Here is a 14,370-nt window from a genome sequence, read left to right as displayed (position 1 = left end):
GAAATCATCAATGGCGCGATGTAATTAGGGTTATAAATCATTTGCATTAGCAAATAAGACTGATTAGCATTCCCGCTAAATTGAAAAGGGATGACCCTTGATAATCAAGTGGCTATCAACACCAGCGGCGATCAGGGGCGTGAAATGCAGTCTCGATTTGAACACTTGTTACCTCTGCTCATGCAGGTTGAAAGTACGAACGACAAAATGGCGCAGCTTAATCCGGCCTGGACTTGGGATGAGGTCAATTGTCCGGATTCCCTGAGCTTAGAAGCGTTGCTGGCAGGCGACTGGATTGCTGATCAAATTCAAGCGTTCCAGGTTCGTGAACAGGCCCCAACGCGAAAAGTGGCCGCCACGCTGGTGCAAAAACGGCTGATGGCAACCCTTCTCTCGCCGTTGGTCGCTCATTTTGTGGTGACGGGCTATACGCCATTGTCTCCCGCCCGTCCGGTGGCGTTTGATCCACTATGTTGGCAAGTCGGTTGGCACAATGGATCGGGTCCGGGGGAGCAAGAAGATTTTCTTTCCTGGCTGGACCACGTAACCCAGCGGTTCTTTGCCTTGTTTCGGCATCAATTCGGCGTCGCACCTCAGGTGTTCTGGGGCAATTGCGCGCTGGCCATTGCCTCGCCTTGGAGCCAGCTGAACCGTTTTCCCGAAGTGGATGGTCGGGCGGTGCATCAGGATGTCAGCCGTTTTTTCAGCGAGCTTTCGCCGTCACTGCAATCTGGGTTGGAATGGCTGTCACTGGAAGTTGCGGAGCGCCATGTTTGCGTGCCCCGACGGCGGAGCTGCTGCCTGAAATATACCCTGCCCGGAGCGGAGAACAAGCTGTGCGGCACCTGTAATCGCCGCAGCGCAGCAGAACAAACGCAGTTGGTCGTTGCGAATTTGACGACCTGAAACATGCAGGTTTCCTGCAGGCTCTTAACTCATGTAATGACTGAAAAGAAGTGATTAAAATGAAATCAAAGCAATCAAGGACGTTCGTGGTCAAGCCGCTTCTTGCCGCCATGGCACTTTCCGGTTCTGCCTACTCCCTGCAGGCTGTGGCTCAGGAAGCCACGGTCGTTGACGAAACCATGGTCGTGGTCGCCAGCCGGGCGGCAAAGGCGATCAGTGATATTCCGGGAACGGTTTGGTATGTCGATGGTCAGCAAATTGAGCAGGAGTATCGCGGCGGTAAAAACCTGGGCGAGATCCTGGCTGCGGCGGTACCATCGCTGGATGTCAGCAGCCAGGGAAGGACTAACTACGGCCAGAACTTGCGTGGCCGCGCCATGCTGGTGATGATTGACGGTGTTTCTCTGAACTCTTCACGTTCGATCAGTCGTCAGCTTGATTCGATCGACCCGTTCAATATTGCGCGGATTGAAGTACTGTCCGGCGCGACGTCAATTTACGGCGCGGGTGCAACCGGTGGGGTGATCAACATCGTTACCAAGCAGGCGGACAGCGGTGAACTGCAGTTTGAAAGTTATATCAGCACCACTTCGGGCCTGAACAGCAGCGATGATTTTGACTACAAGCTGGCGCAGTCGATCAGTGGCGGTGATGATCGGATCAAAGGCCGTGCGTCGGTCGTTTACGGAGAAACCCGCGGTTATTACGATGCTGACGGTGATATCGTCGTGCCGGACATTACCCAGGGCTCCCTGCAATACAATGAAATGGTGGATGTGATGGGCAGCCTGACGATTACACCATCGGAGACAAAAACCATTAATCTGCTGGCTCAGTATTACAGTAGCCAGCAAGACAGCCCGTATGGCATTTACTTTGGCGAAGATCTGGCCGGCGCGCCGAAAAACATTACCGGTAATGATCCGGATACCAGCCTGATTGATGTCCGTAAAGGATTTGAGTCGGACCGCCAGGGCGGGACTGAGCGGGTGATGCTGAACGCCAGCTATCATGACGCCGAGTTCCTGTCTCATGAGCTGATCATGCAGGCATCTTACCGCAGCGAAGAGCTGTCCTTCATTCCGTTTATTTACGGCACCTATCTGGCAGCGTCTGAGCAAACCACGGATGTGCTGAGCTTCCGTGCGGCACTGCTGAAATCGTTTGGCCGCCTGACCCTGACCTACGGGCTCGATAGCTACATCGACAAGCTGGAGAGCAATCAGGTGATCTTTGATCCACAAACCAGCTATGCCAGCGGTGGTCTGGTCAACCGGACTATGGCAACCATCGGTCGTTACCCGGAAACCGAAGTATCCTCAGTCGCTGGTTTCGTTCAGGCGGGCTTTGATATCACGGACGACTGGACGGTCGAAGGTGGCTATCGTTATCAGTATATGGATAACAAGGTCGATGATTTTGTCAGTGCCGGTATCCAGCAACAAATTGCGCTGGGCCAGGGCAGCTCGGCTGACGCGGTTCCGGGCGGTGAAACCGACTATAACATCGGCTTGTTCAACCTCGGCACCATCTATCGCTTCACTCCGCAAAGTCAGGTGTGGGCGAACTTCTCCCAGGGCTTCGATTTGTCTGATCCGGCGAAGTATTATGGCACGGGCACATATGGCGCGGCAGATGCGAGCGGCCATTATCCGCTGACTGCGAGCGTAAACGTGAATGATTCCAAAATGAAAGGGATCAAAACCAACAGCTATGAGATCGGTTACCGGATGCAGGATGATGCGCTGAGCTTGCAGGCCGCGTTGTACTATTCTCAGTCTGATAAAACCGTGAAGTTCGATAAGAAAACCCTGAACGTGAATGTGCTTGACGACAAGAAACGTATTTACGGTGCCGAAGCCATGGCGTCTTACTGGCTGAGTGATCAGCTCCAAGCCGGGGTAAATGGTCATATCGTCAAATCAGAGCAACAAAATAGCGACGGTGACTGGGAGAAAATGTCAATTCGCTACGCCAGTTCGTCAAAAGCCGGGGCCTGGTTGGGTTGGTATGAAAACGATTATGCGCTGAAACTGCAAAACCAGACGTTGTTTGATTTGACCGATGATGCTGATGGCAAGATTGATGGTTATAGCGTGTTCGATCTGGTGGGTACAGTGCAACTGCCGATCGGCAGCCTGGGCTTTGGTATCCAGAACCTGCTGGATAAAGACTACAGCACAGTATGGGGACAGCGTGCGCGGGGTTGGTACACTTACTACGCGCCAGCAGAAGTCTTCGACTATAAAGGCCGTGGCCGCACTTATACCTTGAACTACCAGGTTCAGTTCTAAGTCAGCAACCAGTTTTGCGTCGCGAAAACAATCCCCGGTCTACTGACCGGGGATTATTTATGGTTGCTGGATGTGCATGAGGTGTTGATTTTCGAATGATCGATTGGTCTCAAGCCGTATCCGGTTGCGACAGGCGCGGAGCTCGTTTGGGCCAGTTGTTGATCAGCGCACCGGTGAAAATGAGGCCCAGGGCGATGATGATATTCATCGACCAGTCATTGATCCCGGCCAGTGCCAGCAGGACCGAGGAGATCAGCGGTGCACTGAAGCTGAACGAGGCCAGTAGTGACTTGTTGCCACGTTTTAGCCCGATATCCCATAAGTAAAACGCTCCGCCGACCGGTCCCAGGCCCAATAACAGCGCGCCCAGCCATTCCGTTCCGCTCAATTGCCACTGGCCGCTTTCCAGCCCCAGGTGTGCCAGCAAAGCCAGGATGGCAACCGCTGCGGACAACCAACCAATATCTTCCACCGAGTTATCCGAGCGCGACAGGTAGAAAGAGTAACTGGACCAAATGAAGGCGCAGCACATGGCCAATAGATAGCCTGTCCAGTGGGCCTGATCCAGCGCCAGGCTGCTGTCGCCGGTGATAATCAATGCAATCCCGATAAACCCGAGGATGCCTCCAGCGAGTGCTTTGAGTACTGTCTGGCGATTGGCAACAAACAGAGCCAGGAGCAATGGCCAGATATAGACGATCAGGCTAACGTCAATGGCCGGGGCACGCCTTAGTGCAAGGAAATAGCAAAAGTGAAAGCCAAACAATCCCGTTATGCCAATAAGCCACTGGGGTAGGGTCAATCCGGGCCGAGTAAACACCGGCTCTCGGCGATACAGACGTTTGCCGAACATCAGCAAGGCTGAAATACAAAAACAGATCGCCAGCAACTGAAAAGGCGGCAGACGAGTAGTGAAGGTGCCAAGCAGGGCAAGCATGCCCCATAACAGGACGGCCAGAATACCGAATAAGGTTGCCATCTGAATATTCCTTTTAGGGTTCAAGATGACAAAATCTTAGTGTCTCTCAAGGTTATCAGTTGTGCTGAAAAGACGCTTTTGTTGGCCGAAAAGCTGAATGTGTCATTGAGAATAAGGTTGAGAAGACTAAGTTGAAAAGGTTAGGTTGAGAACGCCGACGGCGGCTGACCGTAATGACGGGAGAAGCGACGGCTGAAGGCCGATAAATCCTGATAACCAACTTGCTCGGCAACCAGGCGGACCGGCAGGTCGGAGTGGGTGAGTAAGGCTTTGGCCTTTTCCATCCGCTGCCGGGTGATGTATTGCTGCGCAGTCATGCCGGTGCTGGCTTTGAAGACTTTTTTAAACTGGGTCAGGCTCAGGCAGGCAAGACTGGCCAGCGTGCTGAGGGAATGTTCGGCGCTAAGATCCCCCGCAATGGCCTCGATTACCGGCTCTAACCGCGGGTCGAGTTTCTGATGGCTGGTTTGCTCGGCCACTAACAGGCAAAACAGCTCAAAACTGGCCTGCTCCAGCGCCGGGTTCACCTGATGCGCTAGCTGAACCCCGAGATATTGACAGTACGCCAACAGGGGCGGGCTGACAATAAATTTGGCTGACGTCGCATCGCGTAGGTTGTCCGGCAACTGATCTAAGTCGGCAACCAGAAATCGCGCTTGCTCATGGGCGCGAAAATCGTGTCGCTCGCCGGCTGGAATAGTCACTCCATCGCCCGGGCTGATTTTGCCGTGATAGTCTCCAACCTTGATATCAATCGTGCCATGCAGCGGCAGCACCAACTGATGGTACTCATGGTAGTGGCTGCGCGTCTGGCTGGTATAGGCCCGGATAGACAGGCGGTTCAGATGTGACACGGGAGCTCCTGTAAAGACTGTGGGATGATCCTGACAAGGTTGGTATACACCATCAAACAGGGTGATTGCCGGTAGGTGTTTGATTGCACTGGTTTTCAGTGCCCTTGTTGTGTTAAGACTACCATTTATAGCTTGTGATGTCTGAATCAAGGAAGGATATGCTCGAACTCAATACGCCGCAGTTGTATATGCGCCAGATCCAACCCACGGACTGGTCCCTGTTTGCTGAGTTGCAGCAAGAGCCGGCCGTGATGAAATATGTCGGGGATCCACTGCCCCTCGCTGAGCAGGAAATGAAATTTACCAGCCGCTTGCCGCCCTGGCAGCCGGGCGCTTCACACTGGCTGTGCCTGGTGGTGATCGAAAAGGACAGTCAGCGGCCGGTCGGGCTCACCGGATTTTTACCGGATGAAACGGACTCCGGGCAAGGAGAAGTCGGGTTTATGCTGCTGCCGGAGCATCAGGGGAAAGGGTATGCGACGGTATCACTGTCGGCGGTGGTGGGTTATGCCCGGCAGATCGGGATGACGGCGCTGACGGCCACGGTCACTGAAGGTAATGATGCTTCATGCCGGGTGCTGGAAAAATGTGGGTTTGCATTTGTGGAGCGGATCCCGGATGCCTATGAGATCGGTAACCGTCGCTATGCTGATTTGATCTATCGCTGCCCGCTTAATCCATACGCTGCTTGATAACAGCATGCGCGATGATCCAGGTGGAGTGCTCGTGTCGATCACCCTGTGGATCGTCGCGCGTGCTGTGTTATCCATTCAGAGGGGCGGCACTCCCCCCTGTGAAGCGTCCCCGATATAATCAGGCCGGCTCAGCTGCCGGTGCCGGTTGCGCTTCCTTTGGGGCATCGCCCACCTTGGCCTCGACCTTGCCGCAAATGTATTCGCCGATTGGAATCGCTGAGGTCGCCGCCGGTGACGGCGCGTTACACACATGCAGGCTGCGCGGACTCTCTGCAAACAGGAAGTCGTGGACCAAAGTACCGTCTTTCAGTACGGCCTGGGCGCGGATCCCTGCGGGATACGGCTGCAAATCCCCGAGCTGGATTTGCGGGCAGTACTTATTCACCAGCTTGAGATATCCCGGCTTCCACCACGAGTTCTTGGTTTCAATCAGTCCGGTTTTCAGGTGCTTGGCGGTCACTTTCCAAAAGCCGCTGAAACGCAGCATCTCGCTGATATCTTTCAGGCTGAGGTTGAATCGACCGTAGCCTTCCCGTTTCCAGCCCTGCACGGCATTCGGCCCGACGGTCACACTGCCGTCAATCATCCGGGTCAGGTGAACGCCGAGAAACGGCAGGTCCGGATCCGGGATCGGATAGATCAGGTGATTGACGATGTGGTTGAATTTTGGCGCCAGGCGGTAGTACTCGCCGCGATACGGAATAATCTGAAAATCAGTCTCAATGTTCAGCATCTTGGTCAGGCGATCCGCCATCAGGCCGGAGCAACTGATCAGAAAGCGGCTGCGTAGCGTCAGAGGCTGACCGTCACTCTTACACGAGACGGTGATCTGGCAGTCGTCTTCCGCCAGTCCAACTACTTCTGTGCGGCGGGCGATTTCCCCGCCGAGGGCGAGGAATTCTTCGGCCATTTTTTCGGTGACCTGACGGTAGTTAACGATGCTGGTCGAAGGCACCCAGATGGCGCCCAGCCCGGTGATGTTGGGCTCTTTTTCCGCCAGCGCGGCCTGATTCAGCAGCTCGACCTCAATCCCATTTTCCTGACAACGTTCAAACAGCGCATGCATGCGCTCAACTTCCTGCGCATTGGTCGCCACCAGCAGTTTGCCGCAGTTCTCCACCGGGATCCGGTGTTTGTGGCAAAAGTCGAGGGTTTTCTTAACGCCGGCTTTGCAGAAATTGGCCTTCAGGCTGCCCGGGGCGTAATAGACCCCGGCGTGGATCACGCCGCTGTTATGGCCGGTCTGGTGGCGGGACAGGCCGTCTTCTTTTTCCACCACCAGGATAGACTTATCCGGGTGGCGCTGGCGCAGTTGCCAGGCCGTTGAGATGCCGACGATCCCGCCGCCGACAATGATGTAATCGTAAATCTTAGTCACGGACAAATGCTCCCTGCTCTGTCAGTTGGAGGATGACGATGGCGCGGCTACAAATGATTCCTGGCGTGCCTGGCGACCCGTCACAATAAATAGGGCGATAAAGGCAGCTGTTGCAGCGAGGCGGGCCATCAGTGGCATTTCCGGCCACACCAGCACGACACCAATGGCGACCAACGCGGCCCGTAAAGGCCAGTTTAACGCACCTTCCAGGTAGCCTTCGATGGCAGCGATCAAAGCGTAGGTGCCAAAGATGGCAAAGATACCGACGCTCAACACTGAAGCCCAGTCCCAGCTCACCAGCGAGGTATAGGCGATCAGCAGCGGTACCAGGTAGAGCCCTTTGGCAATTTTCCACGCTGTCAGGCCGGTACGCATTGCCGGGGTGCGAGCAATGGTTGCGGCAGCAAACGCCGTCAGGCAGACCGGTGGGGTAACGTTACTGTCCTGCGACAGCCAGAAGATGATCAGGTGCGCGGCCAGCAGCGCCAGTGCTACTTTCTCCATTCCCAGCCCTTGCTCCAGCAGCGTGCCCATAAAGTCGGCTGGAACCATGGCGAGCAGCGCCTGGGCTTTGTCTGCCGACATCGGCTGGGTTAAGGCGGCCAGTTGATCCGGGGCGGCCAGCATGAAGATTGCTCGCGCCTGCTCCGGCAGCTGACCGTTAACCATCATCTCAATCAGCTGGCTTTCTGCCATCAGTTTATACAATGCCGGGGCAGACAGGGTACCGAGCACAATATAGGCCGCGGTCACCGGCAGGCCCATACCCAGGATCAGCGAGGCCAGGGCGATGAGTAACAGCATCACCAGCAAACTGCCACCGGCCCAGTCGTTGATCATCAGCGAGAAAGTATTGCCGATCCCGGTGGTGCTGATCACATTGATTACCAGGCCGATCCCGATCAGTAGCACGGCAGTGGTGGCCATATTTCGGGCCCCCTGGGCCATGGCTTCGATGATTGCGGTCAGCCCCATTTTATTCGGTGATAGCCAGGAGGCAACAATCACGGAAATGATGGAAATTCCGGCGGCATAAGTCGGGGTAAAACCACTCACCAGCAGATAGACCAGCACGGCCAGCGGGATCAGGTTGTGCCAGCCAGACAGCAGCACTTTGAGCAGCGGCTCGGCTGAGGTAGTGACCTGGTGGACACCGCTGCGCTTGGCTTCAATTCGCACGAAGAAGGCGACCGAGAGGAAGTAAATCAGCGCTGGTACGACAGATACGGCAATAATACTGACATACGGCACCTGGGTGTAAGAGGCCATGATAAAGGCGCCGGCGCCCATTACTGGGGGCATTAACTGGCCACCGGTCGAGGCAGCGGCTTCAACTCCGGCAGCAAACCGGGCCGGGAACCCGGCTTTACGCATCAGCGGAATAGTGATCACCCCGGTGGAGACGGTATTGGCGACACTGGAGCCGGAGACAGAGCCCATCAGGCCGGAGCCGATGACGGCAATAAAGCCCGGGCCGCCGATGATTTTGCCGGCTGCAGCGCGGGAAACATCAATGATGTAATCTCCGACACCGGCGCGGACCAGAAACGCACCGAACAGGATGAACATGAAGACAAAGCTCCAGCTGATCCGCGAGATTGAGCCGAACATGCCTTCGGAGCTATAGAAGCTGCGATAGAGCAGGGTTTCAAAGCTCAGCCCCGGAAAGTGAAAAATGCCGGAGACCCACTGGCCCCACAGTACCACGTAGCTCAGACACAGAACGATCAGGACCGGAATGAACCAGCCGATGGTGCGGCGGATCAGCTCCAGAACAATGGCAATGGCCAGCAGGGAAAAGAACCAGTCACTGGCGATAAACTTCACCCCGCGGGCATAGAGTGCATCTTCCGCCAGCGGGATATAAATCAGGCAAGACAACGCCGCAAGGGCGATTAAAATGTCGACCCCCAGAGCCAGCTTGCTACGCTTCAAGCTGCGGTGTGCGGGGTACCAGAGCGCACAGATGATTGCAAACCCGGCAAAGTGGGTGGCCGAAACCCAGAGCTCGGGCAGCGTCGCGAGGGTGTTAAACCAGATATGGAGTGCAGAAAGCAGGACGCCTAACCCTGTAATCGTCGCGGTGACCCAGGGGAAGTCCGTTCGGGTCGGTAATTCAAACTGTTGAAGCTGTTGCTCAGTCTTTGTGCTCATGTTTTGCTCCTTTCCCCGGCAGCCGAACCGCTGCTGCCGGGACATCCTTTAACTGACAATTACTGGACAATCAGCTCAGATGGGATCTCGAGTCCCATTTCACGGTAGAAACGTACTGCGCCCGGATGAAGCGGCACAGGCAGGCCGTTGATGGCTTTTTCAATCGCCATATCTTTCGTTGCTTTGTGAATACTGTTGAGGAACGGCAGGTTTTCGTAAATCGCTTTGGTCAGCAGGTAGACATCTTCGTCAGACACGTCTTTGCGCACGGCCAGGAAGTTCGGCTGAGTAATGGTATTGACGACTTCTGTCTGGCCCGGATAGGTATTGGCCGGAATGGTATAGCGGGTCCATAGCTTGTACTGACTGTTGGCCTGTTCAAGTTGCTCATCGGTAAATGACAGGAGTTTTATTTTGCTTCCCATTGCGGCATAGGCACGAGTGACCGCACTGACCGGTACACCGGCTGGAGTGTTCATCCCATCAATGGCGCCGTTTTGCAGCGCATCGGCGCTGGCACCATAGCCAAGGTAAGACAGATTGAAGCTTTCCGGGTCAATCTCCAGACCCGATAAAATATGACGCGCTGCGCCCTCTGAGCCGGAGTTCTTTTTGCCAATCGAGAACTTTTTGTCTGCCATAGTGGTTAGATCGGCAATGGTGCCGGTTTTCGCCAGATCAGAACGCACCGTGAAGTGCTCAACATTCTGCCATAACATGGTGACCGAGCGCAGATCCTGTTGAGGGCCTTGGGTGGTAAATTGTCCTTTACCATTCCAGGCCCAGTAGCCGTAAAGACCCATCATGATGGCAAACTGAGCTTCGTTCTCATTGAGCAGTTTGACGTTCTCACCTGAGCCGGCTGAGCTGATGGCGGCCAGCGAAAACTGGTGCTTAGGTTCCAGTTTGATCTTACTGAGCGTTGCAATGGCCACACCAACCGGATAATAGGTGCCGCCCGTCGAGGCGGTGGCCATGATATAGCTGCGATTATCAGCCGCTTGGGTGGTCGTGCTGGTTAGGCCGAGTGCAGCCGTGAGGAATAGGGATTTCAGCATTGCTTTGTTCAACATAGATACGCTCCGTGTAAAGAGAATAAGCAGGGTGAGATCATCACGTTCTACTTGTTCTCGTGTGGTTGATGATTGTTTTTTTAGTCAATCTCTTGAAGGTTAGATAAAGCAATGTACGTGCCACAGTGTAACTTATTGATTTTATTTAACTAAATGTGTTTAGTACTGTTAATGAGCAAGATATCGCTTATTTGCCAGCAATTCAGTCAGCAAAAAATGGCCGATTGTTGAAATGGAAAGTGGTGGGTTGTTACGGAGTTGTTGTATTCTGGCGATTGGGGATGTGAGGTTGGTAACAAACTTGCGCTCAGGCTATCGGCGATTTTTTGCCGATAGCCTGAGCGGAAAAACACAAAGCACGCTAGAGCGTGTCAGGTGTAATCGCTGCGGCTGAGACCGTATTTCTGCATTTTCTGATTCAGGGTACGGCGGGGCAGATCGAGTTCCTCCAGTGCATCAATAATGCTGCCGTGATGCCGCTGCAGGCATTCGTGGATTACTTTGCGCTCAAAATTTTGCACCTGGATCGCCAGCGGCAGGGTGGCACTGGAAGGTTCGGTGGTCAGGTTCGGCCGAGAAGCCAGGATCTCCCCGACCGTCAGGCTGGGATCTAAGGCAAAACGGGTGGCGATATTTTTCAGTTCGCGGACATTGCCCGGCCAGGGATAACGCATCAGCGCCTGCTGATCACTGGGGCTTGGCAGGCGGGTATCCGGATTGACCTGATGGGTGTAGTGATCAAACAGCAGCAGGATATCTTCGCTGCGCTCAGCCAAGGGCGGCAAGTAGAGCTGGGCGACGTTGAGGCGGTAGAACAGATCCTGGCGAAATTCCGGATGATGATGAAGATCTTCCTTGGCGGCGGCGATCACCCGCAGATCGATATGGATCGGGCGATTGCCGCCAACCCGCTCGACGGTATTTTCCTGCAAGGCGCGCAACACCTTAACCTGCATATTGAGCGGCATGCTCTCGACTTCATCGAGAAACAGGGTGCCTTGATCGGCATATTCCAGCTTACCAACCCGCCGTTTGACGGCGCCGGTAAATGCGCCGGCTTCATGGCCGAACAGCTCACTCTCGAACAGGTTTTCCGGGATCGCTGCACAGTTGATCGGGACAAATTCACGCTGGTTGCGGGTGCTGAATTGATGGAGGCAGTGGGCGACCAGCTCTTTGCCGCAGCCGGTTTCGCCGTAGATAATCACATTGGTATCGATGGCGGCGACTTTCAGCAGTTGCTGGCGCAGGCGGACCATGGCCTCGCTGCGGCCGATCAGTACTTTTTCCAGCCCTTCCGCTTGCGCCAGGTAGGCATGCCTGTCCTGCTGGGCGGTCTGGCTCCGGCGGGTTTCGAGGGCGCGGGCCACCGTTTGCAACAGCCGGGCCGGGTCGAACGGCTTTTCGACAAAATCGAAAGCCCCGTCGCGCAGTGCTTTAACCGCCATATCGACATCGCCATGGCCGGTGATCAGGATCACCGGGATCTCCGGATGGCGCTCAAGCAGGCGGGGTAGCAGGGCCATGCCGTCGATGTCCGGCAATCGGACATCACTGATGATGATCCCCGGAAAGTCGGGCGGGAGCTGGTTCAGGGCGGATTCGCCGTCGGCAAACTCCAGCACCTGGTGCCCGTCCAGCTGTAACCACTGGCTGGTGGCCTGGCGGACAATTTCATCATCTTCGATCAGGGCAAGCGGCATTTTTTCCGGTAATGGCATGGCTTTGTCGTTCCGTATACAGGGGGCGGTTCTTCATGAACCGAACGTTTCACATCGTTTCAGGATGTTATTTACTGCGATTGGTATTACCGTAAAAAAACTTGGCGCGATTGGGAAGTGCTTTGCACCGATTCTGTGGGGGCAACGAAATGGAAAACGGCGATTTGCATCTGATGGAGAGGCAAATTCTGGGGGAGTCGATGTGAACCCGGCCGAATTTCCGGGGGGATTGCTGCAGATGATTTGCGCCAGAGATAAAAGTCTGGCTACAATAGCGTCAACATTTCCTCAGGAGCTTACGCCACGATGAACAACTAATGTCTGACATCCTTGTTTATATTTTTGGATTTTCAGGGTTAGTGGGCGTAACTTCGTCTTCGCCGCGATAGCGGCATGCTTTCTTTACCAGTTTTGTTATCGTGGTCAATATTGCTTTGATCAATTTTGATTTATTGTTGCTGCGAGCAATGCTGAACCGCATTCAGGATTCATCTCGATACGCCGGGCGCTGTTGTGTCGGGCGTATGATTTCACTGATGTGCGGTGCCCCGTGACCCCTGATCTGTTTTGGGATGCTCCGGCGACGCTTTATTCCATCGCCGTTTGAGTACCCTCAGATATTTTTCAGGAGGTGCCAATGGCGATTCCTTCCCCGATATTAACCGCCCATAACTTAGCGGTATTTCATGACAACGGCGAGACGCTGTTTTCCGATGTCAGCTTTTCACTTGAACTTCAGATCACTGGCCTGGTCGGTCAGAACGGTGCCGGCAAGTCGGTGCTGGCCAAGATTTTAATGCAGCAAATTCGGCCGGATGCCGGCACTGTGCACAGCCTGGCTAGACTCGGCTGCCTGGCACAAATCACCGACGCAGCGCAGCGTTCTGAGATGGGCAGCGTCGTGGCATTTCTGGGACTGGAAGCTAAGTTGCAGGCGCTGACACGGATTGAAAACGGCAGTTGTGCCCCCGATGATTTTGAGCTGGTCGGTGATGACTGGGATATCCGGGATGTGCTTCACGCCCGGCTGACGGCAATCGGACTGCCGCCGGATCCGTTTCAGCCCTGTCAGGCATTAAGTGGCGGTGAGCTGATCCGTCTGCAGCTGTGGCAGTTGTTTGAGGGCGATCATGATTATTTGATCCTTGATGAGCCAAGTAACCATCTGGATCAGGCAGGACGCCGTTGGTTGATTGAACAATTGCATCAGTTCCGGGGCGGGGTGTTGCTGATCAGCCATGATCGCCAATTGCTTCAGGAGGCCGATCATATTCTTGAGCTGACCGCGACGGGTGTCTGCCAATATGGCGGTAATTATGCGGTCTATGCCGAGGAGAAATTACGTCAGCAGGTGGCGGCTGCCCGGGCATTGAGCAGCGCAGAGAACCAGGTGGCACAACTGCGCCGTCAGTATCAGCGAAGTCAGGAGAAAGCCCAGCAACGGGCGGTGGCGGGCAAGAAAGAGCGGCGCTCCGGTAGTCAGCCCAAGATGTTGCTCGATGGGAAGAAAGAAGCCGCGCAGCTGTCCGCCTCCGCGCGTAAAGTTCAGTTCTCCCGGCAATTGGCGGTGGCCGAGCAACGTGTTAGTGAGCACAAAGCTCGGCATATTCAGGATAAGCCGCAGCAACTGAAAGTGAATGCGGCTGAAAGACGACTCTCGGTGGTGCTCGATGTGATTAATCTGACGCTCCCCTATGGTCAGCACGCTCCCATCAGCTTTCGGCTCTGTTACGGCGATCGGGTGCACCTGGTTGGTCCCAACGGCTGTGGCAAATCAACCTTGCTGAAAACCCTGCTCGGTGACGAGCAGCCCACTGCGGGGGAAGTCCACTGCCGGGCGAACCTTTGTTATCTGGATCAGCATTTTAGCCTGTTGGATGAAACGCAGTCGGTGCTGGCCAATTTGCAGCGGTTATGCCCGGAGCACACCGAGACAGAATTGCGTACCATGGCCGCCGGGGTTGGGCTCCGTCGCCAGCGAGTAGCGCTGCCGATCGGGCGGCTCAGCGGGGGCGAGCGGATGAAAGTGGCGCTGCTGGTGATTAGTCATCAGCCGGGTGAGACTTTGCTGCTGCTCGATGAGCCGGATAATCACCTGGACTTGGCGGCGAAGCAGATGCTGTCCCGGGCACTGCATCAGTATCCGGGGCCGATGCTGCTCGTCAGCCATGAGCCTGATTTTGTGGCCGAGGTCGGCATCCAGGGCTGCCTGGTACTCAGCCGGTAAATCATTTACCGGGATGACCAGCTTACGTTCAGGTATCACCGATTAGGATAAACCTGAACTTCAGAGTTCACGCTAACTTCAAAGTTCTC

Annotated in this window: 10 protein-coding genes; 4 read left to right on the top strand and 6 right to left on the bottom strand. The window is 55.0% G+C overall.

The window, feature by feature from the left end; genetic code table 11:
- The first annotated feature begins 90 nt into the window (after positions 1–90).
- Together NNL38_RS18910 and NNL38_RS18905 are read left to right on the top strand one after the other, a co-directional pair.
- The gene (locus tag NNL38_RS18910; RefSeq protein ID WP_255391991.1) at positions 91–906 is read left to right on the top strand and encodes a (2Fe-2S)-binding protein; all 816 of its coding nucleotides are present in this window, start codon (positions 91–93) and stop codon (positions 904–906) included.
- A gap of 59 nt (positions 907–965) precedes the next feature.
- Complete coding sequence (locus NNL38_RS18905) at positions 966–3,200, top strand: TonB-dependent receptor (RefSeq protein ID WP_255391990.1); 2,235 nt, start codon at positions 966–968, stop codon at positions 3,198–3,200.
- Between the two features lie 109 nt (positions 3,201–3,309).
- Here NNL38_RS18905 and NNL38_RS18900 read toward each other — a convergent pair whose 3' ends face one another.
- Both NNL38_RS18900 and NNL38_RS18895 read right to left on the bottom strand, forming a co-directional pair.
- Positions 3,310–4,179: a DMT family transporter gene (locus tag NNL38_RS18900; RefSeq protein WP_255391989.1), complete on the bottom strand. Its 870-nt coding sequence runs from the start codon at positions 4,177–4,179 to the stop codon at positions 3,310–3,312.
- Between the two features lie 140 nt (positions 4,180–4,319).
- Positions 4,320–5,033: an AraC family transcriptional regulator gene (locus tag NNL38_RS18895; protein WP_255391988.1), complete on the bottom strand. Its 714-nt coding sequence runs from the start codon at positions 5,031–5,033 to the stop codon at positions 4,320–4,322.
- Between the two features lie 158 nt (positions 5,034–5,191).
- Here NNL38_RS18895 and NNL38_RS18890 point away from each other — a divergent pair, with 158 nt between their 5' ends.
- Positions 5,192–5,725: a GNAT family N-acetyltransferase gene (locus NNL38_RS18890; RefSeq protein ID WP_255391987.1), complete on the top strand. Its 534-nt coding sequence runs from the start codon at positions 5,192–5,194 to the stop codon at positions 5,723–5,725.
- A 121-nt stretch (positions 5,726–5,846) separates the two neighbouring features.
- Here the strand turns inward: NNL38_RS18890 and lhgD are convergent, their stop codons facing one another.
- The 4 genes from lhgD to NNL38_RS18870 form a co-directional block, all read right to left on the bottom strand.
- Entirely contained in the window at positions 5,847–7,106 is a 1,260-nt protein-coding gene (gene lhgD / locus NNL38_RS18885) for an L-2-hydroxyglutarate dehydrogenase (RefSeq protein ID WP_255391986.1), read from the bottom strand.
- Positions 7,107–7,127: 21 nt separating this feature from the next.
- Positions 7,128–9,260, bottom strand: coding sequence for a TRAP transporter permease (locus NNL38_RS18880; RefSeq protein WP_255391985.1), 2,133 nt, complete (start codon positions 9,258–9,260; stop codon positions 7,128–7,130).
- Positions 9,261–9,319: 59 nt separating this feature from the next.
- Complete coding sequence (locus NNL38_RS18875; RefSeq protein WP_255392286.1) at positions 9,320–10,318, bottom strand: TAXI family TRAP transporter solute-binding subunit; 999 nt, start codon at positions 10,316–10,318, stop codon at positions 9,320–9,322.
- A gap of 386 nt (positions 10,319–10,704) precedes the next feature.
- On the bottom strand, positions 10,705–12,054 hold the full coding sequence (locus NNL38_RS18870; RefSeq protein WP_255391984.1) for a sigma-54-dependent transcriptional regulator: 1,350 nt from the start codon (positions 12,052–12,054) through the stop codon (positions 10,705–10,707).
- A 637-nt stretch (positions 12,055–12,691) separates the two neighbouring features.
- On the opposite strand from NNL38_RS18870, the gene NNL38_RS18865 reads away from it, so the two are divergent.
- On the top strand, positions 12,692–14,281 hold the full coding sequence (locus tag NNL38_RS18865; RefSeq protein ID WP_255391983.1) for an ABC-F family ATP-binding cassette domain-containing protein: 1,590 nt from the start codon (positions 12,692–12,694) through the stop codon (positions 14,279–14,281).
- The last annotated feature ends 89 nt before the right edge of the window (positions 14,282–14,370 follow it).

The organism is Photobacterium atrarenae (assembly GCF_024380015.1).
Classification (GTDB): domain Bacteria; phylum Pseudomonadota; class Gammaproteobacteria; order Enterobacterales; family Vibrionaceae; genus Photobacterium; species Photobacterium atrarenae.
The sequence above is the reverse complement of the archived record's forward strand: the minus strand, read 5'-3'. Positions and strand labels throughout refer to the sequence as shown.